Source organism: Escherichia sp. S10b, from assembly GCF_028421345.1.
GTDB lineage: Bacteria > Pseudomonadota > Gammaproteobacteria > Enterobacterales > Enterobacteriaceae > ECMA0423.
On record NZ_JAHZSO010000167.1, the window covers coordinates 70961 to 93951 of the forward strand.

The 22991-nt window shown below is 54.2% G+C and carries 25 protein-coding genes; 20 read left to right on the forward strand and 5 right to left on the reverse strand.

Annotated features, from left to right (window positions below):
- Window positions 1-22 precede the first annotated feature (22 nt).
- The 3 genes from proP to crfC form a co-directional block, all read right to left on the reverse strand.
- Complete coding sequence (gene proP, locus FTE26_RS16220; protein ID WP_001296882.1) at window positions 23-1525, reverse strand: glycine betaine/L-proline transporter ProP; 1503 nt, start codon at window positions 1523-1525, stop codon at window positions 23-25.
- A gap of 263 nt (window positions 1526-1788) precedes the next feature.
- Window positions 1789-2667, reverse strand: a complete 879-nt coding sequence (locus FTE26_RS16225; protein WP_000169181.1) for a YjcZ-like family protein — start codon at window positions 2665-2667, stop codon at window positions 1789-1791.
- A complete protein-coding gene (crfC, locus tag FTE26_RS16230; protein WP_000288635.1) occupies window positions 2664-4892 on the reverse strand; it encodes a clamp-binding protein CrfC in 2229 nt (742 codons plus the stop codon). The genes FTE26_RS16225 and crfC overlap by 4 nt, the downstream gene beginning before the upstream one ends.
- Window positions 4893-5293: 401 nt before the next feature.
- Here crfC and FTE26_RS16235 point away from each other — a divergent pair, with 401 nt between their 5' ends.
- The 16 genes from FTE26_RS16235 to phnP all read left to right on the forward strand — a co-directional run bounded on the left by FTE26_RS16235 (window position 5294) and on the right by phnP (window position 17134).
- Window positions 5294-5629 (forward strand): zinc ribbon domain-containing protein YjdM, encoded by a 336-nt coding sequence (locus tag FTE26_RS16235; RefSeq protein ID WP_001300891.1) that lies wholly within the window; start codon window positions 5294-5296, stop codon window positions 5627-5629.
- 159 nt (window positions 5630-5788) lie between these two features.
- The gene (gene yjdN, locus FTE26_RS16240) at window positions 5789-6232 is read left to right on the forward strand and encodes a VOC family metalloprotein YjdN (protein WP_001131322.1); all 444 of its coding nucleotides are present in this window, start codon (window positions 5789-5791) and stop codon (window positions 6230-6232) included.
- A 132-nt stretch (window positions 6233-6364) separates the two neighbouring features.
- The gene (gene phnC, locus FTE26_RS16245) at window positions 6365-7153 is read left to right on the forward strand and encodes a phosphonate ABC transporter ATP-binding protein (protein ID WP_001193391.1); all 789 of its coding nucleotides are present in this window, start codon (window positions 6365-6367) and stop codon (window positions 7151-7153) included.
- A gap of 24 nt (window positions 7154-7177) precedes the next feature.
- Window positions 7178-8194: a phosphonate ABC transporter substrate-binding protein gene (phnD, locus tag FTE26_RS16250; RefSeq protein WP_000992002.1), complete on the forward strand. Its 1017-nt coding sequence runs from the start codon at window positions 7178-7180 to the stop codon at window positions 8192-8194.
- A 61-nt stretch (window positions 8195-8255) separates the two neighbouring features.
- Window positions 8256-9035, forward strand: coding sequence for a phosphonate ABC transporter, permease protein PhnE (gene phnE / locus FTE26_RS16255; RefSeq protein WP_001193509.1), 780 nt, complete (start codon window positions 8256-8258; stop codon window positions 9033-9035).
- A gap of 20 nt (window positions 9036-9055) precedes the next feature.
- Entirely contained in the window at window positions 9056-9781 is a 726-nt protein-coding gene (phnF, locus tag FTE26_RS16260) for a phosphonate metabolism transcriptional regulator PhnF (RefSeq protein WP_001295387.1), read from the forward strand.
- A complete protein-coding gene (gene phnG / locus FTE26_RS16265; RefSeq protein WP_000542768.1) occupies window positions 9782-10234 on the forward strand; it encodes a phosphonate C-P lyase system protein PhnG in 453 nt (150 codons plus the stop codon).
- Window positions 10231-10815: a phosphonate C-P lyase system protein PhnH gene (gene phnH, locus FTE26_RS16270; protein ID WP_000171603.1), complete on the forward strand. Its 585-nt coding sequence runs from the start codon at window positions 10231-10233 to the stop codon at window positions 10813-10815. The genes phnG and phnH overlap by 4 nt, the downstream gene beginning before the upstream one ends.
- On the forward strand, window positions 10815-11879 hold the full coding sequence (phnI, locus tag FTE26_RS16275) for an alpha-D-ribose 1-methylphosphonate 5-triphosphate synthase subunit PhnI (protein ID WP_001348574.1): 1065 nt from the start codon (window positions 10815-10817) through the stop codon (window positions 11877-11879). The genes phnH and phnI overlap by 1 nt, the downstream gene beginning before the upstream one ends.
- The gene (phnJ, locus tag FTE26_RS16280; protein WP_000002279.1) at window positions 11872-12717 is read left to right on the forward strand and encodes an alpha-D-ribose 1-methylphosphonate 5-phosphate C-P-lyase PhnJ; all 846 of its coding nucleotides are present in this window, start codon (window positions 11872-11874) and stop codon (window positions 12715-12717) included. The genes phnI and phnJ overlap by 8 nt, the downstream gene beginning before the upstream one ends.
- Window positions 12714-13472, forward strand: coding sequence for a phosphonate C-P lyase system protein PhnK (gene phnK, locus FTE26_RS16285; RefSeq protein ID WP_001039799.1), 759 nt, complete (start codon window positions 12714-12716; stop codon window positions 13470-13472). The genes phnJ and phnK overlap by 4 nt, the downstream gene beginning before the upstream one ends.
- 110 nt (window positions 13473-13582) lie before the next feature.
- Window positions 13583-14263 carry a phosphonate C-P lyase system protein PhnL gene (gene phnL, locus FTE26_RS16290; protein WP_000611422.1) on the forward strand — a complete coding sequence of 227 codons (681 nt, stop codon included), beginning with the start codon at window positions 13583-13585 and terminating at the stop codon, window positions 14261-14263.
- On the forward strand, window positions 14260-15396 hold the full coding sequence (gene phnM / locus FTE26_RS16295; RefSeq protein WP_000586299.1) for an alpha-D-ribose 1-methylphosphonate 5-triphosphate diphosphatase: 1137 nt from the start codon (window positions 14260-14262) through the stop codon (window positions 15394-15396). Before phnL ends, phnM begins: the two co-directional genes overlap by 4 nt.
- Window positions 15396-15953 carry a ribose 1,5-bisphosphokinase gene (gene phnN / locus FTE26_RS16300; RefSeq protein ID WP_000971891.1) on the forward strand — a complete coding sequence of 186 codons (558 nt, stop codon included), beginning with the start codon at window positions 15396-15398 and terminating at the stop codon, window positions 15951-15953. The genes phnM and phnN overlap by 1 nt, the downstream gene beginning before the upstream one ends.
- Window positions 15940-16374 (forward strand): aminoalkylphosphonate N-acetyltransferase, encoded by a 435-nt coding sequence (phnO, locus tag FTE26_RS16305; RefSeq protein WP_001110490.1) that lies wholly within the window; start codon window positions 15940-15942, stop codon window positions 16372-16374. The genes phnN and phnO overlap by 14 nt, the downstream gene beginning before the upstream one ends.
- A gap of 1 nt (window position 16375) precedes the next feature.
- Entirely contained in the window at window positions 16376-17134 is a 759-nt protein-coding gene (gene phnP / locus FTE26_RS16310) for a phosphonate metabolism protein PhnP (RefSeq protein WP_000059926.1), read from the forward strand.
- Between the two features lie 146 nt (window positions 17135-17280).
- On the opposite strand, the gene yjdP is transcribed toward phnP, so the two are convergent.
- Both yjdP and rpiB read right to left on the reverse strand, forming a co-directional pair.
- The gene (gene yjdP / locus FTE26_RS16315; RefSeq protein ID WP_000819746.1) at window positions 17281-17610 is read right to left on the reverse strand and encodes a DDRRRQL repeat protein YjdP; all 330 of its coding nucleotides are present in this window, start codon (window positions 17608-17610) and stop codon (window positions 17281-17283) included.
- A gap of 68 nt (window positions 17611-17678) precedes the next feature.
- Window positions 17679-18128, reverse strand: coding sequence for a bifunctional allose-6-phosphate isomerase/ribose-5-phosphate isomerase RpiB (rpiB, locus tag FTE26_RS16320; protein WP_000716794.1), 450 nt, complete (start codon window positions 18126-18128; stop codon window positions 17679-17681).
- A gap of 359 nt (window positions 18129-18487) precedes the next feature.
- Between rpiB and FTE26_RS16325 the strand changes: the two genes are divergently transcribed.
- From FTE26_RS16325 to alsC, 4 genes are all read left to right on the forward strand, one after another.
- Window positions 18488-19378 carry a MurR/RpiR family transcriptional regulator gene (locus tag FTE26_RS16325; RefSeq protein WP_000083216.1) on the forward strand — a complete coding sequence of 297 codons (891 nt, stop codon included), beginning with the start codon at window positions 18488-18490 and terminating at the stop codon, window positions 19376-19378.
- Window positions 19379-19436: 58 nt separating this feature from the next.
- Window positions 19437-20372, forward strand: coding sequence for a D-allose transporter substrate-binding protein (gene alsB / locus FTE26_RS16330; protein ID WP_001046195.1), 936 nt, complete (start codon window positions 19437-19439; stop codon window positions 20370-20372).
- Window positions 20373-20498: 126 nt separating this feature from the next.
- A complete protein-coding gene (alsA, locus tag FTE26_RS16335) occupies window positions 20499-22031 on the forward strand; it encodes a D-allose ABC transporter ATP-binding protein AlsA (RefSeq protein WP_000235230.1) in 1533 nt (510 codons plus the stop codon).
- On the forward strand, window positions 22010-22990 hold the full coding sequence (gene alsC / locus FTE26_RS16340; protein WP_000507108.1) for a D-allose ABC transporter permease: 981 nt from the start codon (window positions 22010-22012) through the stop codon (window positions 22988-22990). Before alsA ends, alsC begins: the two co-directional genes overlap by 22 nt.
- The last annotated feature ends 1 nt before the right edge of the window (window position 22991 follow it).

The window sequence follows — 22991 nt, forward strand, 5'->3', positions numbered from 1 at the left end:
ACATCAGGCCATCCGTTTCAGCTTATTCATCAATTCGCGGATGTTGCTGCACCAGGCGGGTACGTTTCGCCTGCAAATCGGCAATCTCGTGGTCAATATTATCGATTTTCTGCTCGATATTATCGTAATGCTCGACGAGAATTTCCTTCGCTTCCTGTATATCTGACGCCGCCGGTGTCGCACCTTTCAACGGACGATTTGCCGTCTCTTTCATGGTTACGCCGGTGATTAAACCAATCACCGCCACTACCATCAGGTAATAGGCAGGCATCATCAGATTCTGCGAGCTTTCGACCAGCCAGGCCGCCAGTGTTGGCGTCAGACCGGCAACCAGCACCGAAATATTAAATGCCGCCGCCAGCGCGCTGTAACGGATATGCGTCGGGAACATCGCTGGCAAGGTAGAAGCCATAACGCCCGTAAAGCAGTTAAGGATCACCGCCAGCATCAGTAACCCGGCAAAAATCAGGCCGATGACGTTACTGTTAATCAGAATAAACGCCGGGATCGCCAACACAAACAGGGCAACACTACCAAGTAGCACAAACGGACGACGGCCAAAACGGTCACTCAGCAAGCCCATCACCGGCTGGACAAACAGCATACCGATCATAATGGCGATAATAATCAGCACCCCGTGGTCTTCGGAGTAATGCAGGTTATGCGACAAATAACTCGGCATATAGGTCAGCAACATGTAGTAAGTCACGTTGGTGGCAATTACCAGACCAATACATGTCAACAGGCTGCGCCAGTGTTTGGTGGCAATCTCTTTAAACGAGACTTTCGGGCCATCCTGCAAACCTTCGCGGTCGCCCTGTTCCAGTTTATCGACATGCTGCTGGAACGCTGGGGTCTCTTCCAGCGCATGGCGCAGGTAAAGCCCGATAATCCCTAACGGCAGAGCAATAAAGAACGGAATACGCCAGCCCCAGTCGAGGAAGTTCGCTTCGCCGACAATGGTCGAAATTAACACCACTACGCCAGCACCCAGCACAAACCCGGCAATAGAACCAAAGTCCAGCCAGCTGCCCATAAAGCCACGTTTACGGTCAGGGGAGTATTCCGCAACAAATATCGACGCCCCGGTATATTCACCGCCGACCGAGAAACCTTGTGCCATCTTACAGATCAACAGCAGAATCGGTGCCCAAATACCAATCGTGTCGTAGGACGGTATTAAGCCAATACAGAACGTACTGATCGACATAATCACAATAGTGATAGCGAGGATCTTCTGGCGACCATATTTATCGCCCAACATACCAAAGAAGAGTCCGCCAAGCGGTCGAATCAGAAAGGGAACGGAGAACGTGGCAAGTGCAGCAACCATCTGCACGCTGGGGTCAGCCCCCGGGAAAAAAACTTTACCTAATGCGTAAGCAACAAAACCATAAACACCAAAATCAAACCATTCCATTGCATTACCCAGTGATGCTGCGGTAATGGCTTTACGCAGTTTACCGTCATCAATAATGGTGACATCACGAAGGGTAATCGGTTTTACTTTTTTCCTTTTCAGCATAGCTTTCCTCGCAGAGTTGGCCCATTTCCGCAAACGCCAGAAAAATCAGCGCGACGGCCGCAAAAGGGGAGCGGGAATTGCAGGATGCAATCTCTGTAACAAGCGTAGCGGGTTTGCTTACACCCTCCGGTTAAGGAATGTACAATCAAACCAGTTGACGCCTGAATTGGGCAGTTAATGACCTTTTTACCCTACCAGTGTTTAAATTTGTGATCAACTTCACACATGGATTTCGTTTAGGACTCATTGATGTAACTGATTATTTACGCCAAATTTACAGAGAAGATTTCCTCGACCATTGCCCCCGCCAGACGCTGCGCTGAACAGAGTCGTGGCATCCCCAGCGCGACAGTTTGCCAGCGTTGGGTCACTGACCAGCAAACGGGTTGTTTATCTGCCGTGGTCCACTTTCCCAGCCAACTTAAAAAATCAGCATGATCCCCGCCCGTCGGAATGGTCGAAGAGGCAAACCACTGATGGTAATAGTGACGCGTGGTCGGGGCCGCATTGATACTCTCTGCCAGATGTTGTGTCGCTTTCACGCGCAAATCACCCAGCAACAACGCCACCGCTTGCGGGCTTCCCAGACGACAGGCATCGCCAAATGCCCCCCAACGCAACTCTTCGAGAACGATAAAACAGCGCCCAGGCAACGACCAGGCGTTATACGCCCCAGCACGCCAGCGGGTAAAAATTTGCTCGCTCTGATCACCTGCCTGCACCAGTAGGCCTCGTTGCGTTAACGCCTTTTCCTTCCAGCGGCAACGGGCTGAAAACCACTCATACAAGGCGGCAATTTGCTGGGGGAGCTCCGGGAAAGCAGAGTGCTGGCGGTGATCCATTTTTTGCAGCAGCGCCAGATGCTGCGCGATCTGCGTCAGCGCCAGATGACCGGGATCCAGCATCGACGCCAGTTTTTCCACCATTGTCAGTCGCAGGCTAAGCGGCGCATTTAACATGCCGCCGTTCGTCCATGTCTGAAGCTGCACGCGCGCAAGAAGTTCCTGCATCAGTCGTTCACGAAACTGCTGCTGATGGGCTTGTGGAAGGCGGGCATCATCGCCCTGCGCCAGATCCACTAAAAAGCGGGGATAAACCGACTCCAGCACGCGACCGGGGCCGTCAAGTAACGTCTTGGTCAATATCGTTCTGCCGTGAAAAGTGTTTGAATATCATCGCGTAACAGCTGGGCGTCGGTGTAAATCCAGCCGTGAGTCATCACAGTCTGCTGCAATTGCTGCTGCATCAGCCTGACCACCGATTCATTTTGTTGACGCAGAGCCAGACTTTCGCGTAAACGCGTCTGTAATTCCGTCAAACATGAAGCGAACTCAGCGAAAAAAGTATTCATGCCTGCCGTAACAGATTCATCGACCTGCTCTGCCAGAACTTTAGCCATTTGTTGGCAATAAAGATCGACTTCTGCGCTTAAAGCTCGTTGCAACACACTGTAATCAACCGTTTCTGTCGGGGATTTCTCATTTCCCCGTCCCCAGTCGGGCTGATTCAACCAGCGCGAAAAAGTCTCACGCACAACGCCTAAACGCGTGCTCTGCTCGTCCGTTGCATCCTGGCGCGAAATGACTTCACTGAACAGCTGGCGAGTGTTGAAGTGGGGAACTACGCCGTGAAAAACAGGAAAATGAAACCCAGGACGAAACCCTGACTCGCTCAATTCCATTTTGACTTGTTGCTCAATGGGCCGAATAACATCGGTTAACACCCGGCAAAGGGTGGATTCAAGCTCGGCAAAACGCAGCGTAAAGTCGCGACTGATGGTGTTCTGCGCCGTCTGTAACAGTGTCTCACAGCAGGTACGAATCTCGCTTAACGGCTCCGAATCATCCTGAAACAAGGCGGCTAACTGCGCATTCAGCGCATCTTGCTGTTGACGCAGAAAGTGGTTGGCGGAGGTCAGGGCCAGCTCGATTTCATGTTTAACCTCGCCGCTCACCTGCGCCTGATTGAGTTGCAATAGCTGCAAACTTTCTTCGACCTGATGGATATTTTGCCGCAATTGTTCACAAGCGACGTTTAACCCGTGCGCACGAAAATCCAGGTATCCCCGCGCCTGCTGCGCGTAATTCAACAGTTTATGCGCAGCAGATCGCAGAGCATACAACGAGGCGTTAGCGTAAGCGGCATGAAGCAACGCCTGAATTGGCTGGGCGAACAGCGAATCTTCCCACAACTGATCGGCAGCATGACGAATATGTTCGAGGTCCGCCAGATCGTCATGACGCCAGCGCCTGCCGAGCGCAGCATGGGCAAAATCTTCCACCCAGCGTTGTTGCTCTGGCGCTGGTAACTTACCGTTGTTGGCTAACTCATGGCGCGCTCGATTCGCCAGGTAGCCCCACATCGACGACACCGGAAATATCTGCTGTGGCGTAATACAGCCTTTCATCAGCGTCCCGGAAATCAGTGCCCGCACCTGGTCGGCGTCGTCACTGTTACGATCCTGTTGATCGAACTTATTGACCAGCACATACAGCGGCACCGATTGCCCCACCGCCAAAATCGCCTCACGGACCTCTTCATCGGAGATCGATTTCAGTTGCGTATAATCCAGCACCGCCAGTACCGCCGAGGCGCGTGCCAGCTGCTGGTTAAGCATTTTTTGCAGATGCGGTTGCCCGGCTTCATTTGGCCCGGGGGTATCCAGTAACGTCAACTGACCGGGATAACTCTCCAGCCCCGCCAGATGGACAAACTCCACTTCAATCACGGGAATATGCTCAATGGCGGCGTAAGCAGAAAAAGGAAAATCGACGTCCAGCGCCTTCGCCAGTCGCACTAAATCATTCAAACTTTTCAGACAATGAAAAATAGGCTGGGCACCCAGATAATATTTTTCGAAAGCGACGCCATTTTCGATCCGCTGCATAAGCGCACGCATATCTTTATCTATTTCCAGCACATCGGTCAGATGCTTAATATCGCAATCACGCAGGCGCTGTTGTAATTGTTGAATTAAACAATCGATTGGCGCGACATGTGAAAAATGCAGTACCGGTTCCTTTTGCCCGGGCGTATGGCGAATAAGCGTCGGCAGCGCAGTCATTGGGCGATTACGATTAGGCAGAACCTCCGTACCAACAATGGCATTAATGGTGGTTGATTTCCCTGCTTTCATGGTACCGACAATTGCCAGCACCATTTCCAGTCGGGAAATTTTACGCAACTCATTATTCAGCATCGCGTGACGTTCGGCGATATTAGGCTGACTCCAGGGTAAAGCCAGTTGTGGCGCGTCGTCTCCGGGTACAGAGAGAGACATTTTTTCCAGTAACTGCAACTGTTGGCGAGAAAGCTGTAACAGGCGTTCAGCCTCCTGACTTAACTCATACAGGGTCTGTGTGTACATAGAAAATTCTTCCTTAAAGCAAATTTTGTTACTTTTATTTAGCCAGATTGTTTTTGAGTTCTGTTTTCGGCTTTTATAATTACTGCAAGAAATAATTTTATATTTAGTGTGTTGTTTTTTATCAGAATAAATAACGTCTTCTGATACGTTTAAAACGTCAGAAAGATAAAAATATCATGTGAATAAAAAAAAGAACAAGTAGAGCATTAACATTATCTTAAATAATAAATAGAGGCAAAAAGATTATTTTCTTTTTGCGTTTCCTTTCAAATGAAAACGATCGTCGTCTAAAATCAGCAGTACCCCCGACAAACTCAGGGATTTTGTGTATAATTGCGGCCTTTTTCGGCAATCTGCCGTTTTTTGGCGCTTTTGCCCTGCTGACTTTTGAGGAAATCCACATGTCATTACCACACTGCCCAAAATGCAACTCCGAATACACTTACGAAGATAACGGCATGTACATCTGCCCGGAATGTGCCTACGAATGGAACGACGCAGAACCTGCACAGGAAAGCGACGAGCTGATCGTTAAAGATGCTAACGGCAATCTGCTGGCTGACGGCGACAGCGTTACCATCATTAAAGATCTGAAGGTGAAAGGTAGCTCTTCGATGCTGAAAATTGGCACCAAAGTGAAAAACATCCGCCTGGTTGAAGGCGACCATAACATCGATTGCAAAATCGACGGTTTTGGTCCGATGAAACTGAAATCTGAGTTTGTGAAAAAGAACTGATTGTATTGTGATCGGTAAGCCGGATAAGGCGCTCGCGCCGCATCCGGCAACGATGCCGACTGCCTGATGCGACGCTGACCGCGTCTTATCAGGCTTCCCTCTCATCTGTATAAATTTCGAACTACACTTAACTGGCTTCTCTTAACTGAGGTCACCATCATGCCGTTAAGTCCCTACCTCTCTTTTGCCGGTAACTGTGCCGACGCAATTGCTTATTATCAACGTACGTTGGGCGCTGAACTGCTCTATAAAATCAGCTTCGGCGAAATGCCAAAATCAGCGCAGGACAGCGCCGAGAACTGCCCTTCCGGAATGCAATTTCCCGATACCGCCATCGCTCATGCCAACGTGCGCATTGCCGGAAGCGACATCATGATGAGCGATGCCATGCCGTCAGGAAAAGCCAGCTACTCCGGCTTTACGCTGGTGCTCGATTCGCAACAGGTCGAAGAAGGAAAACGCTGGTTTGACAATCTTGCCGCTAACGGAAAAATCGAAATGGCCTGGCAGGAAACTTTCTGGGCGCATGGCTTTGGCAAAGTCACCGATAAATTTGGCGTACCGTGGATGATTAATGTCGTCAAACAACAACCAACGCAATAATCCGCCGGGAGGCCCGCCCTCCCGCACTGTCATCGAATTCCCGTTAACTCTTCATCTGTTAGTCACTTTTAATTAACCAAATCGTCACAATAATCCGCCACGATGGAGCCACTTTTTTAGGGAGGCTGCATCATGCAAACGATTATCCGTGTCGAGAAGCTCGCCAAAACCTTCAATCAGCATCAGGCGCTGCATGCGGTTGATCTGAACATTCATCACGGTGAAATGGTGGCTCTGCTTGGGCCGTCGGGTTCCGGCAAATCCACCCTTTTACGTCACTTAAGCGGTTTGATTACCGGCGATAAATCCGCCGGCAGCCATATCGAGCTGCTGGGCCGCACAGTCCAGCGCGAAGGCCGTCTGGCGCGCGATATCCGCAAAAGCCGCGCCAACACCGGCTACATCTTCCAACAATTCAACCTGGTGAACCGCCTGAGCGTACTGGAGAACGTGCTGATTGGCGCGCTCGGCAGCACGCCGTTCTGGCGCACCTGTTTTAGCTGGTTCACCGGCGAGCAGAAACAGCGCGCGTTACAGGCGCTGACCCGCGTTGGCATGGTGCATTTTGCCCATCAGCGCGTTTCCACCCTCTCCGGCGGACAGCAGCAGCGTGTGGCGATTGCCCGCGCGCTGATGCAGCAGGCGAAGGTGATTCTGGCCGATGAACCCATCGCCTCGCTGGACCCGGAATCCGCCCGCATCGTGATGGACACCCTGCGCGACATCAATCAGAACGACGGCATCACCGTGGTCGTCACGCTGCATCAGGTGGATTACGCCCTGCGCTACTGCGAACGCATCGTCGCCCTGCGCCAGGGGCACGTTTTCTACGACGGCAGCAGCCAACAGTTTGATAACGAACGTTTTGACCATCTCTACCGCAGCATTAATCGCATCGAAGAGAACGCGAAAGCTGCCTGACATCCCCATCATTGAGGAAAACGAATGAACGCTAAGATAATTGCCTCGCTGGCCTTCACCAGCATGTTCAGCCTCAGCACCCTGTTAAGCCCGGCACACGCCGAAGAGCAGGAAAAGGCGCTGAATTTCGGCATTATTTCAACGGAATCACAGCAAAACCTTAAACCGCAATGGACGCCATTCTTACAGGATATGGAGAAGAAGCTGGGCGTGAAGGTGAACGCCTTCTTTGCCCCAGACTACGCAGGCATTATCCAGGGAATGCGCTTCAATAAAGTGGATATCGCCTGGTACGGCAACCTGTCGGCAATGGAAGCGGTGGATCGCGCCAACGGCCAAGTCTTCGCCCAGACGGTCGCGGCGGATGGATCGCCAGGTTACTGGAGCGTGTTGATCGTCAACAAAGATAGTCCGATCAACAACCTGAACGATCTGCTGGCGAAGCGGAAAGATCTCACCTTCGGCAATGGCGATCCTAACTCCACCTCTGGCTTCCTCGTCCCCGGTTACTACGTCTTTGCCAAAAACAATATCTCCGCCAGCGACTTTAAGCGCACCGTCAACGCTGGGCATGAAACCAACGCGCTGGCCGTCGCCAACAAACAGGTGGATGTTGCCACCAACAACACCGAAAACCTCGACAAGCTGAAAACCTCCGCGCCAGAGAAGCTGAAAGAACTGAAGGTGATCTGGAAGTCGCCGCTGATCCCAGGCGATCCGATCGTCTGGCGCAAGAATCTCTCCGAAACCACCAAAGACAAGATCTACGACTTCTTTATGAACTACGGAAAAACGCCGGAAGAGAAAGCGGTGCTGGAACGCCTGGGCTGGGCCCCGTTCCGCGCCTCCAGCGACCTGCAACTGGTGCCGATTCGCCAGCTCGCACTGTTTAAAGAGATGCAGGGCGTAAAAAGCAATAAAGGACTGAATGAGCAGGACAAGCTGGCGAAAACCACCGAGATTCAGGCGCAGCTGGATGACCTGGACCGCCTGAACAACGCGTTAAGCGCGATGAGTTCGGTGAGTAAAGCGGTGCAGTAATGTGCTCGATCGGTCCCCTCTCCCTTGAGGGAGAGGGAGAAAACATTAAACGGAGCCAAACATGCAAACCATCACCATCGCCCCATCCAAGCGTAGCTGGTTCTCGCTTCTGAGCTGGGCCGTTGTTCTCGCCGTGCTGGTCGTCTCGTGGCAGGGCGCGGAAATGGCCCCGCTTACGCTGATTAAAGACGGCGGCAACATGGCAACCTTCGCTGCCGACTTCTTCCCGCCCGATTTCAGCCAGTGGCAGGATTACCTCACCGAAATGGCCGTCACGCTGCAAATCGCCGTCTGGGGCACCGCGCTGGCAGTGGTTCTCTCCATCCCCTTCGGCCTGATGAGCGCCGAAAACCTGGTGCCGTGGTGGGTTTACCAGCCCGTTCGCCGCCTGATGGACGCCTGCCGCGCCATTAACGAAATGGTCTTCGCCATGCTGTTCGTGGTCGCCGTCGGTCTCGGACCGTTCGCTGGCGTGCTGGCGCTATTTATTCACACCACCGGCGTGCTCTCGAAACTGCTTTCCGAAGCGGTGGAAGCGATTGAACCCGGCCCGGTGGAAGGCATTCGCGCCACCGGCGCCAACAAGCTGGAAGAGATCCTTTACGGCGTGCTGCCACAGGTAATGCCGCTGCTGATCTCCTACTCCCTCTATCGCTTCGAATCCAACGTCCGCTCGGCGACCGTCGTCGGCATGGTCGGTGCAGGCGGGATCGGCGTCACCCTGTGGGAAGCGATTCGCGGTTTCCAGTTCCAGCAAACCTGCGCCCTGATGGTGCTTATCATCGTCACGGTCAGCCTGCTGGATTTCCTCTCTCAACGGTTGCGTAAGCACTTTATCTGATAAGCGAGGCATTGATATCTATGCACTTGTCTACACATCCGACCAGCTACCCAACACGCTATCAGGAGATAGCCGCAAAACTTGAGCAGGAGCTTCGTCAACACTACCGCTGCGGCGACTATCTTCCCGCCGAGCAGCAACTGGCGGCGCGCTTTGAGGTGAACCGCCACACCCTGCGCCGCGCCATCGACCAACTGGTGGAAAAAGGCTGGGTACAGCGCCGTCAGGGCGTCGGCGTGCTGGTGCTGATGCGCCCGTTCGATTACCCGCTCAACGCCCAGGCGCGTTTTAGCCAGAACCTGCTGGACCAGGGTAGCCATCCCACCAGCGAAAAACTGCTGTCGGTATTGCGCCCCGCGTCCGGTCACGTCGCTGACGCGCTGGGGATTACCGAGGGCGAGAACGTTATCCATTTGCGCACCCTGCGTCGCGTCAACGGCGTCGCGCTCTGTTTAATCGACCACTACTTTGCGGACCTCACCCTTTGGCCGACGCTGCAACGCTTCGACAGCGGTTCGCTGCACGATTTTCTGCGCGAGCAAACCGGAATTGCGCTGCGCCGCAGCCAGACGCGGATCAGCGCCCGTCGCGCCCAGGCCAAAGAGTGCCAGCGTCTTGAAATTCCGAATATGTCGCCGCTGCTGTGCGTGCGCACCCTTAACCACCGTGACGGTGAAAGCAGCCCGGCGGAGTACTCCGTCAGCCTGACGCGCGCCGACATGATTGAATTCACTATGGAGCACTGAATGCACGCAGATACCGCGACCCGCCAGCACTGGATGTCCGTACTGGCGCACAGCCAACCGGCTGAACTGGCAGCCCGCCTGAAAGCACTGAACATCACCGCCGACTATGAGGTTATCCGCGCCGCCGAAACCGGCCTGGTGCAGATTCAGGCGCGGATGGGCGGCACCGGCGAACGCTTTTTTGCCGGCGACGCCACGCTCACCCGCGCCGCCGTACGCCTGACTGACGGCACGCTCGGCTACAGCTGGGTGCTGGGGCGCGACAAACAGCACGCCGAACGCTGCGCGCTGATTGACGCGCTGATGCAGCAATCTCGCTATTTTCAAAACTTATCAGAAACCCTTATTGCCCCGCTGGACGCTGACCGTATGGCACGCATTGCCGCACGCCAGGCCGAAGTGAACGCCAGCCGGGTCGACTTCTTTACGATGGTTCGCGGAGACAACGCATGACCCTGGAAACCGCTTTTATGCTTCCCGTGCAGGATGCCCAGCACAGTTTTCGTCGCCTGTTAAAGGCCATGAGCGAGCCGGGCGTGATTGTCGCCCTGCATCAGCTCAAGCGCGGCTGGCAGCCGCTGAATATCGCCACCACCAGCGTGCTGCTGACGCTGGCCGATAACGACACGCCGGTGTGGCTTGCCGCGCCATTGAGTAACGATATCGTCAGCCAGAGCCTGCGTTTTCATACCAACGCGCCGCTGGTCAGCCAGCCGGAACAGGCGACCTTCGCGGTGACGGATGAGGCGATTTCCAGCGAACAGCTTAACGCCCTTTCCACCGGCACCGCCGTTGCGCCGGAAGCGGGTGCAACGCTGATTTTACAGGTCGCCAGCCTGAGCGGCGGGCGCATGTTACGTCTCACCGGCGCGGGCATTGCCGAAGAACGAATGATCGCTCCGCAGCTGCCGGAGTGCATTCTGCACGAACTCACCGAGCGCCCGCACCCGTTCCCGCTCGGCATCGACCTGATCCTGACCTGCGGCGAGCGCCTGCTGGCTATTCCGCGAACCACTCATGTGGAGGTGTGCTGATGTACGTTGCCGTGAAAGGGGGCGAGAAGGCGATCGACGCCGCTCACGCCCTGCAAGAGAGCCGACGCCGGGGCGATACCGATTTGCCTGAACTGAGCGTCGCCCAGATTGAACAGCAGCTTAATCTTGCGGTGGATCGCGTGATGACCGAAGGCGGCATTGCCGACCGCGAACTGGCGGCGCTGGCGCTGAAACAGGCCAGCGGCGATAACGTCGAAGCAATTTTCCTGCTGCGCGCCTACCGCACCACGCTGGCGAAGCTCGCGGTAAGCGAGCCGCTCGACACCACAGAGATGCGTCTCGAACGGCGTATTTCGGCGGTTTATAAAGACATTCCCGGCGGCCAGCTGCTTGGCCCAACCTACGACTACACCCATCGCCTGCTCGATTTCACCCTGCTGGCAAACGGTGAAGCGCCGACGCTGACCACCGCCGACAGCGAACAACAGCCGTCGCCGCACGTTTTCAGCCTGCTGGCGCGTCAGGGGCTGGTGAAGTTTGAAAAAGATAGCGGCGCACAGCCGGATGACATCACCCGCACGCCGCCGGTTTACCCCTGCTCACGCTCCTCCCGCCTGCAACAATTAATGCGCGGGGACGAAGGCTATTTGCTGGCGCTGGCCTACTCCACCCAGCGTGGTTACGGGCGCAATCACCCGTTCGCGGGCGAGATCCGCAGTGGTTACATCGACGTGTCGATTGTGCCGGAAGAGCTGGGATTTGCGGTAAACGTCGGCGAACTACTGATGACCGAGTGTGAAATGGTCAACGGTTTTATCGACCCGCCGGATGAGCCGCCGCACTTCACGCGCGGCTACGGGCTGGTATTCGGCATGAGCGAGCGCAAAGCGATGGCAATGGCGCTGGTCGATCGTGCGTTGCAGGCTCCGGAATACGGCGAGCACGCGACAGGCCCGGCGCAGGATGAAGAGTTTGTGCTGGCACATGCCGACAACGTCGAAGCCGCAGGCTTTGTCTCGCACCTCAAACTCCCCCACTACGTCGATTTCCAGGCCGAACTGGAGCTACTCAAACGTCTGCAACAGGAGAAGAACCATGGCTAATCTGAGCGGCTACAACTTTGCCTACCTCGACGAGCAGACCAAACGCATGATCCGCCGCGCTATCTTAAAAGCGGTGGCGATCCCCGGTTATCAGGTGCCGTTTGGCGGGCGCGAGATGCCGATGCCATACGGCTGGGGAACCGGCGGCATACAGCTCACCGCCAGCGTGATTGGCGAAAGCGACGTGCTGAAGGTGATTGACCAGGGTGCGGATGACACCACCAACGCCGTGTCGATTCGCAACTTCTTTAAGCGCGTGACCGGGGTAAACACCACTGAACGTACGGACGATGCGACGCTTATCCAGACGCGTCACCGCATCCCCGAAACGCCGCTGACCGAAGATCAGATCATTATCTTCCAGGTGCCAATCCCGGAACCGCTGCGCTTTATCGAGCCGCGCGAAACGGAAACCCGCACCATGCACGCGCTGGAAGAGTACGGCGTGATGCAGGTGAAACTGTATGAAGATATCGCCCGCTTCGGTCATATCGCCACTACCTACGCCTATCCGGTGAAGGTGAACGGGCGCTACGTAATGGACCCGTCGCCGATCCCGAAATTCGATAACCCGAAAATGGACATGATGCCCGCCCTGCAGCTGTTCGGCGCAGGGCGCGAGAAGCGCATCTATGCGGTGCCGCCGTTTACCCGCGTGGAAAGTCTCGATTTCGACGATCACCCGTTCACCGTTCAGCAGTGGGATGAGCCATGCGCCATCTGCGGATCGACCCACAGCTATCTTGATGAAGTGGCGCTGGATGACGCCGGAAACCGCATGTTTGTCTGCTCCGATACCGATTATTGCCGCCAACAGAGCGAGGCGAAAAGCCAATGAATAAACCGTTACTTTCGGTCAATAACCTGACCCACCTTTACGCGCCGGGCAAAGGCTTTAGCGATGTCTCTTTTGATTTATGGCCGGGAGAAGTGCTGGGCATTGTCGGAGAATCCGGCTCCGGGAAGACCACGCTGCTGAAGTCGATCTCCGCGCGTCTGACGCCGCAGCAGGGGGAGATTCACTACGAGAACCGTTCGCTGTATGCAATGAGCGAGGCCGACCGCCGTCGCCTGCTGCGCACCGAATGGGGCGTAGTGCATCAGCATCCACTCGACGGCCTGCGCCGTCAGGTCTCGGCAGGCGGCAATATCGGCGAGCGGTTGATGGCGACCGGGGCGCGTCATTACGGCGACATTCGCGCCACCGCGCAGAAGTGGCTGGAAGAGGTGGAGATTCCCGCCAACCGGATCGACGACCTGCCGACCACCTTTTCCGGCGGTATGCAGCAGCGTTTGCAGATTGCCCGCAACCTGGTGACGCATCCGAAGCTGGTGTTTATGGATGAACCGACCGGCGGGCTGGATGTGTCGGTGCAGGCCCGCCTGCTCGACCTGCTGCGCGGCCTGGTGGTGGAGCTGAACCTCGCGGTGGTGATTGTCACCCATGATTTAGGCGTCGCCCGCCTGCTGGCGGACCGTTTGCTGGTGATGAAGCAGGGGCAAGTGGTGGAGAGTGGGTTAACCGACCGCGTGCTCGACGACCCGCATCATCCGTATACACAGCTGCTGGTGTCATCGGTTTTGCAGAATTGAGCCGGTGCCGGATGCGGCGTAAACGCCTTATCCGGCCTACAAATGCGCTCCCCGTAGGTCGGATAAGACGCGTCAGCGTCGCATCCGACACCCGAACCACGAGGCGAAAAATGATTAACGTACAAAACGTCAGTAAAACCTTCATCCTGCACCAGCAAAACGGCGTGCGCCTGCCCGTCTTACAACGCGCCTCGCTCACCGTCAACGCAGGTGAATGCGTGGTGCTCCACGGCCATTCCGGCAGCGGCAAATCAACTCTGCTACGCTCGCTGTACGCCAACTATCTGCCCGACGAAGGGCAAATCCAGATCAAACACGGTGACGAATGGGTAGACCTGGTCACCGCGCCAGCGCGCAAAGTGGTGGAGATCCGCAAAACTACCATCGGCTGGGTGAGCCAGTTTCTGCGCGTCATCCCGCGTATCTCAGCACTGGAAGTGGTGATGCAGCCGCTGCTCGATACAGGCGTTCCGCGTGAAGCCTGCGCCGCTAAAGCCGCGCGTCTTCTCACCCGCCTGAACGTGCCGGAACGCCTGTGGCACCAGGCACCATCGACCTTCTCCGGCGGCGAACAGCAGCGCGTCAACATCGCCCGCGGCTTTATCGTCGACTACCCCATTCTGCTGCTCGACGAACCTACCGCCTCGCTGGACGCCAAAAACAGCGCCGCGGTGGTGGAACTGATTCACGAAGCCAAAGCCCGTGGCGCAGCCATCGTCGGCATCTTCCATGACGAAGCTGTACGTAATGACGTCGCCGACCGCCTGCACCCAATGGGAGCCTCTTCATGATTATCAATAACGTTAAGCTGGTGCTGGAAAACGAGGTGGTGCACGGTTCGCTGGAGGTGCAGGATGGCGAAATCCGCGCCTTTGCCGAAAGCCAGAGCCGCCTGCCAGAAGCGATGGACGGCGAAGGTGGCTGGCTACTACCCGGCCTGATTGAGCTGCATACCGACAACCTCGATAAATTCTTCACCCCGCGCCCGAAAGTCGACTGGCCCGCCCATTCGGCGATGAGCAGCCACGACGCGCTGATGGTGGCAAGCGGCATCACCACCGTGCTGGACGCGGTGGCGATTGGCGACGTGCGCGACGGCGGCGATCGGCTGGAGAATCTGGAGAAGATGATCAACACCATCGAAGAGACGCAGAAACGCGGCGTCAACCGCGCCGAGCACCGCCTGCACCTGCGCTGCGAACTGCCGCATCACACCACACTGCCGCTGTTTGAAAAACTGGTTCAGCGCGAACCGGTGACGCTGGTGTCGCTGATGGACCACTCACCGGGCCAGCGCCAGTTCGCTAACCGCGAGAAGTATCGCGAATATTATCAGGGCAAATACTCCCTCACCGATGCGCAGATGCAGCAGTACGAAGAAGAGCAATTGGCGCTCGCCGCACGCTGGTCGCAGCCGAATCGCGAATCCATCGCCGCCCTGTGCCACGCGCGACAAATTGCGCTCGCCAGCCACGATGACGCCACGCACGCCCACGTTGCCGAATCCCACCAACTTGGCAGCGTGATCGCCGAATTTCCCACCACGTTCGAAGCGGCGGAAGCCTCGCGTAAGCATGGCATGAACGTGCTGATGGGTGCGCCAAATATCGTGCGTGGCGGCTCGCACTCCGGCAATGTGGCGGCCAGTGAACTGGCGCAGCTTGGTCTGCTGGATATCCTCTCTTCCGACTACTACCCCGCCAGCCTGCTGGATGCGGCGTTCCGCGTCGCCGATGACGAGAGCAACCGCTTTACGCTACCGCAGGCGGTGAGGCTGGTGACCAAAAATCCGGCGCAGGCGCTGAATCTTCAGGATCGCGGGGTGATTGGCGAGGGTAAACGCGCTGACCTGGTGCTGGCGCATCGCCAGGGCAATCACATTCATATCGACCACGTCTGGCGTCAGGGTAAAAGGGTGTTCTGATGATGGGAAAACTGATTTGGTTAATGGGGCCGTCCGGCTCCGGGAAAGACAGCCTGCTGGCGGAACTCCGCCTGCGGGAACAAACGCAGTTACTGGTGGCGCATCGCTACATCACGCGCGACGCCAGCGCCGGAAGTGAAAACCATATCGCCCTGAGTGAGCGGGAGTTTTTTACCCGCGCGGGGCAAAACCTGCTGGCCTTAAGCTGGCACGCTAACGGTCTGTATTATGGCGTCGGCATCGAGATTGACCTCTGGCTGCACGCTGGATTCGACGTAGTCGTCAACGGTTCACGCGCGCATTTGCCGCAGGCACGGGCGCGCTATCAATCGGCGCTGCTGCCCGTCTGTTTACAGGTTTCGCCGGAGATCCTGCGCCAGCGCCTGGAAAACCGTGGCCGTGAAAACGCCAGTGAAATTAACGCCCGCCTGGCGCGCGCCGCCCGCTATACTCCACAGGATTGCCATACGCTCAACAATGACGGCAGCCTGCGCCAGTCGGTCGACACGCTGCTGACGCTGATCCATCAGAAGGAGAAACACCATGCCTGCTTGTGAGCTTCGCCCGGCCACGCAGTACGATACCGACGCGGTTTACGCGCTGATTTGTGAGCTAAAACAGGCGGAGTTTGACCACCATGCGTTTCGCGTGGGCTTTAACGCCAACCTGCGCGACCCAAACATGCGCTACCATCTGGCGCTGCTGGATGGCGAAGTTGTCGGCATGATCGGCCTGCATTTGCAGTTTCATCTGCATCATGTCAACTGGATCGGCGAAATTCAGGAACTGGTGGTGATGCCGCAGGCGCGCGGTCTGAACGTCGGCAGTAAATTACTGGCATGGGCAGAAGAAGAAGCCCGCCAGGCCGGGGCCGAAATGACCGAGCTTTCCACCAACGTGAAGCGCCACGACGCACACCGTTTTTACCTGCGTGAAGGCTACGAGCAGAGCCACTTCCGCTTCACCAAGGCGCTGTAACATGAGCCTGACCCTCACGCTCACCGGCACTGGCGGCGCACAGGGCGTTCCGGCATGGGGCTGCGAGTGCGCGGCCTGCGCCAGAGCGCGGCGCTCGCCGCAGTATCGCCGCCAGCCATGCAGCGGCGTAGTGAAGTTTAACGACGCGATCACCCTGATCGACGCCGGGCGGCACGATCTCACCGATCGCTGGTCGCCTGGATCGTTCCAGCAGTTTTTGCTGACGCACTACCATATGGATCACGTCCAGGGGCTATTTCCGCTACGCTGGGGCGTGGGCGATGTGATCCCGGTCTACGGCCCGCCGGATGAACAGGGCTGCGACGATCTGTTTAAACATCCGGGCCTGCTTGATTTCAGCCACACAGTGGAACCGTTTGTGGTGTTTGATTTGCAGGGGTTGCAGGTCACGCCGCTGCCGCTTAACCACTCAAAACTGACCTTCGGTTATCTGCTGGAAACGGCACATAGCCGGGTGGCGTGGCTGTCTGACACCGCTGGCCTGCCGGAAAAAACGCTGAAATTTTTACTCAATAATCATCCGCAGGTGATGGTGATTGATTGCAGTCACCCGCCGCGCGCGGATGCACCGCGTAATCACTGTGATTTAAATACCGTGCTTGCGCTGAATCAGGTTATCCGCTCGCCACAGGTGATTCTGACCCATATCAGCCACCAGTTTGATGCGTGGCTGATGGAAAACGCACTACCGTCAGGGTTTGAGGTGGGGTTTGATGGGATGGAGATTGGGGTGGCGTGATGAGAGGGAATGTGCGCGCTGGCCCCCTCACCCTAACCCTCTCCCCAGAGGGGCGAGGGGACCGATTGTGCTCAATATTGAATATTGCGCTCGTTTTCTCCCTCTCCCCATTGGGGTAAGGGGCGATGCCTGCTCCATACCCAACCTCATCGCCCATACTCATCTTCCATTCTCCGCTCTTCATCCTCCAGTTGCCGACGCTCCTGATCAAGCTGGCGCTGGCGATCGTCCAGCTGCCTGCGGCGATCTTCAAACTGGCGGCGGCGGTCGTCATATTGTCTGCGCCGATCGTCGCTCACTTCACGCTGCCAGCCGTCGTCGCGCGAATCTTCATAGTCTCGCCCACGGTCAGGGTTATAAGCGTCATTAATCGCCTGCTGAATATTACCAATAGTATCGTCGATAATATCAGCCTGGGCCGGAACGGTGGACAGCGTGAGCAGGGTGAATAAAAGAAATAGCGGAAAGCGTTTCATTAGCCAACCTCAAAAAGAAACTCTATCCACATTAGTCATTACTCATCCATGCAAGTAGTGGATGAATCTCAATTTCTCCGCTGCTCTATTGCCGTAATCGCCTCCACGCGTTGTTGATGACGACCGCCTTCGTACTGTGCGCCCAGCCACGCATCCACAATCATTTTTGCCAGTTCGAGGCCAACCACTCGTGAACCAAAAGCCAGCACGTTGGTGTCGTTATGCTGCCGCGAAAGTTGCGCGGAATAAGGTTCGCTACAGACGACCGCGCGAATTCCGGCAAACTTGTTCGCCGCTATCGAAATACCGACGCCAGTACCACAAATCAAAATCCCGCCATCAACCTCTCCGCCAGCAACAGCCAGTGCGACTTGACTGGCGTAATGCGGATAATCAGTACGCTCTGACGACCAGGTTCCTTTATCAATCACTTCAACGCCACGCTCAACTAAATGTGCCACTATTTCATGTTTTAAAATGAAACCGACATGATCACAGCCAAATGCAATCTTTTTCATTCATCTTCCCCGTTCGTGCAAAAACTTCACAATCAAAAAACATTTGTGATGTAAATGAATTAAAAACACCCAAAATCGATGAAATCCGCCTTCCTGATCTGTTTTACAGAGTTACATCTGACAGCGCAATAGCGTTAAAGACACTTACTATCCAGCAACATCTATCATCTAAAAAACCAGAAAAACAAATAACATCATGTTTTTAAAGTGATTGAATGAAATAAAATTTTAAGCCACTATCCATTTTTCACAACAAAACAAACTTTATAAATTTTATTTTTTTGTGAAGTAGCCAGCATCTTTTCTGTTCTTGCTGTGGTGATATAGTGGCGTCTTCAATTCAAGGACAAGAGAACGTGATGAGCCAGTCAGAGTTTGATTCAGCGCTTCCGAACGGTATAGGGTTAGCGCCTTACCTGCGAATGAAACAGGAAGGAATGACAGAAAATGAAAGCCGCATCGTGGAGTGGTTACTCAAACCCGGTAACCTGAGTTGTGCACCCGCAATTAAAGATGTCGCAGAAGCTCTGGCGGTATCTGAAGCGATGATAGTTAAGGTATCAAAGCTGCTGGGGTTTAGCGGCTTTCGTAACTTACGCAGTGCGCTGGAAGATTATTTTTCTCAGTCAGAACAAGTATTGCCTTCCGAGTTGGCTTTTGATGAAGCGCCGCAGGATGTGGTGAATAAGGTATTTAACATCACTTTACGCACCATTATGGAAGGTCAGTCGATCGTCAACGTTGATGAGATCCACCGTGCCGCCCGCTTTTTCTATCAGGCCAGACAGCGGGATTTATACGGTGCCGGAGGATCAAATGCTATCTGTGCTGATGTACAGCACAAGTTCTTGCGCATTGGCGTACGCTGTCAGGCCTATCCGGACGCTCACATCATGATGATGTCCGCTTCGTTGTTACAGGAAGGAGATGTTGTGCTGGTAGTGACCCATTCCGGGCGAACCAGTGATGTAAAAGCGGCCGTAGAACTGGCAAAAAAGAACGGGGCAAAGATTATTTGTATAACGCATAGCTACCATTCACCAATAGCGAAACTGGCCGATTATATTATTTGCTCACCAGCCCCGGAAACGCCGTTATTAGGTCGTAATGCCTCGGCAAGAATATTACAACTAACTTTGCTGGACGCTTTTTTTGTCTCTGTCGCCCAGCTCAACATTGAACAAGCTAATATTAATATGCAAAAAACCGGCGCAATTGTTGATTTCTTCTCACCAGGCGCGCTGAAATAAGAAAAAGGTAATTCCGCCATCGCGGAGTTACCTGTCCCCTTACCGTGAGAACAATATTATGAATAAATATCTGAAATATTTCAGCAGCACACTCGTGGGCTTAATGTTGTCAACCAGCGCTTTTGCTGCCGCCGAATATGCTGTCGTATTGAAAACCCTCTCCAACCCATTTTGGGTAGATATGAAAAAAGGCATTGAAGATGAAGCAAAAACACTGGGCGTCAGCGTTGATATTTTTGCCTCTCCTTCAGAAGGCGATTTTCAATCTCAATTGCAGTTATTTGAAGATCTCAGTAATAAAAATTACAAAGGTATCGCCTTCGCTCCATTATCCTCAGTGAATCTGGTCATGCCTGTCGCCCGCGCATGGAAAAAAGGCATTTATCTGGTTAATCTCGATGAAAAAATCGACATGGATAATCTGAAAAAAGCTGGCGGCAATGTGGAAGGTTTTGTCACCACCGATAACGTTGCTGTCGGGGCGAAAGGCGCGTCGTTCATTATTGACAAATTGGGTGCTGAAGGTGGTGAAGTCGCAATCATTGAGGGTAAAGCCGGTAACGCCTCCGGTGAAGCGCGTCGTAATGGTGCCACCGAAGCCTTCAAAAAAGCAAGCCAGATCAAGCTTGTCGCCAGCCAGCCTGCCGACTGGGACCGCATTAAAGCACTGGATGTCGCCACTAACGTGTTGCAACGTAATCCGAATATTAAAGCGATCTATTGCGCGAATGACACGATGGCAATGGGTGTTGCTCAGGCAGTCGCAAACGCCGGAAAAACGGGCAAAATATTGGTCGTCGGTACAGATGGAATTCCGGAAGCCCGCAAAATGGTGGAAGCCGGACAAATGACCGCGACGGTTGCCCAGAACCCGGCAGATATTGGCGCAACGGGTCTGAAGCTGATGGTTGACGCTGAGAAATCCGGCAAGGTTATTCCGCTGGATAAAGCACCGGAATTTAAACTGGTCGATTCAATCCTGGTCACTCAATAAAACTGAATGATGCCGGATGATGATGCTAATGAAGTGTCTTATCCGGCCAACAAAATAACCTGAACGTAGACCTGATAAACGTAGCCATCAGGCAATAATACGATATTTCGTGCAGAGAGGTTATTTATGGCCACGCCATATATATCGATGGCGGGGATCGGCAAGTCCTTTGGTCCGGTTCACGCATTAAAGTCGGTTAATTTAACGTTTTATCCTGGTGAAATACATGCATTACTAGGAGAAAATGGCGCGGGTAAATCCACGCTAATGAAGGTTTTATCCGGAATACATGAGCCGACCAAAGGCACCATTACTATTAATAACATTAACTATAACAAGCTGGATCATAAATTAGCGGCACAACTCGGTATCGGGATTATTTATCAGGAACTCAGCGTTATTGATGAATTAACCGTACTGGAAAATTTATATATTGGTCGTCATCTGACGAAAAAAATCTGTGGCGTCAATATTATCGACTGGCGAGAAATGCGTGTCCGCGCCGCCATGATGTTATTACGCGTGGGCTTGAAAGTTGATTTAGATGAGAAAGTGGCGAATTTATCTATCAGCCACAAGCAGATGCTGGAAATTGCCAAAACGCTGATGCTCGATGCCAAAGTCATCATCATGGATGAACCCACCTCCTCACTCACCAATAAAGAGGTGGACTATCTGTTTCTGATCATGAATCAGTTGCGTAAAGAGGGTACGGCCATCGTCTATATCTCGCATAAGTTGGCGGAAATTCGCCGTATTTGCGACCGCTATACGGTGATGAAAGACGGCAGCAGCGTTTGCAGCGGCATGGTGAGCGATGTGTCAAATGACGATATCGTCCGTCTGATGGTAGGCCGCGAATTGCAAAACCGTTTTAACGCGATGAAGGAGAATGTCAGCAACCTTGCGCACGAAACGGTTTTTGAGGTGCGCAACGTCACCAGCCGTGACAGAAAAAAGGTCCGGGATATCTCATTTAGCGTCTGCCGGGGAGAAATATTAGGCTTTGCCGGGCTGGTCGGTTCCGGACGTACTGAACTGATGAATTGCCTGTTTGGCGTTGATAAACGCGCTGGCGGAGAAATCCGTCTTAATGGCAAAGATATCTCTCCACGTTCCCCCCTGGATGCCGTGAAAAAAGGGATGGCTTACATCACAGAAAGCCGCCGGGATAACGGTTTTTTCCCCAACTTTTCCATCGCTCAGAACATGGCGATCAGCCGCAGTCTGAAAGACGGCGGCTATAAAGGCGCGATGGGCTTGTTTCATGAAGTTGACGAGCAACGTACCGCTGAAAATCAACGCGAACTGCTGGCGCTGAAATGTCATTCGATAAACCAGAATATCACCGAACTCTCCGGGGGAAATCAGCAGAAAGTCCTGATCTCCAAATGGCTGTGCTGTTGCCCGGAAGTGATTATTTTCGATGAACCTACCCGCGGCATCGACGTTGGCGCGAAAGCCGAAATTTACAAAGTGATGCGCCAACTGGCGGACGACGGAAAAGTCATCCTGATGGTGTCATCTGAACTACCTGAAATTATCACCGTCTGCGACCGCATCGCCGTGTTCTGCGAAGGACGACTGACGCAAATCCTGACGAATCGCGATGACATGAGCGAAGAGGAGATTATGGCATGGGCTTTACCACAAGAGTAAAAAGCGAAGCGAGCGAGAAGAAACCGTTCAACTTTGCGTTGTTCTGGGATAAATACGGCACCTTTTTTATCCTGGCGATCATCGTCGCCATCTTTGGTTCGCTGTCACCAGAATATTTTCTGACCACCAATAATATTACCCAGATTTTTGTTCAAAGCTCCGTGACGGTATTGATCGGCATGGGCGAGTTTTTCGCTATCCTGGTCGCTGGTATCGACCTCTCGGTTGGCGCAATTCTGGCGCTTTCCGGTATGGTGACCGCCAAACTGATGTTGGCAGGTGTTGACCCATTTCTCGCAGCGATGATTGGCGGTGTACTGGTTGGCGGAGCACTGGGGGCGATCAACGGCTGCCTGGTCAACTGGACGGGGCTACACCCGTTCATCATCACCCTTGGCACCAACGCGATTTTCCGTGGGATCACGCTGGTGATCTCCGATGCCAACTCGGTATACGGCTTCTCATTTGACTTCGTGAACTTCTTTGCCGCCAGCGTAATTGGGATACCTGTCCCCGTTATCTTCTCGCTAATTGTCGCGCTCATCCTTTGGTTTCTGACAACGCGTATGCGGCTCGGGCGCAACATCTACGCACTGGGCGGCAACAAAAATTCGGCGTTCTATTCCGGGATTGACGTGAAATTCCACATCCTGGTGGTGTTTATCATCTCCGGTGTTTGTGCAGGTCTGGCAGGCGTCGTCTCAACTGCACGACTCGGTGCCGCAGAACCGCTTGCCGGTATGGGTTTTGAAACCTATGCCATTGCCAGCGCCATCATTGGCGGCACCAGTTTCTTCGGCGGCAAGGGGCGCATTTTCTCTGTGGTGATGGGCGGGTTGATCATCGGCACCATCAACAACGGTCTGAATATTTTGCAGGTACAAACCTATTACCAACTGGTGGTGATGGGCGGATTAATTATCGCGGCTGTCGCCCTTGACCGTCTTATCAGTAAGTAAG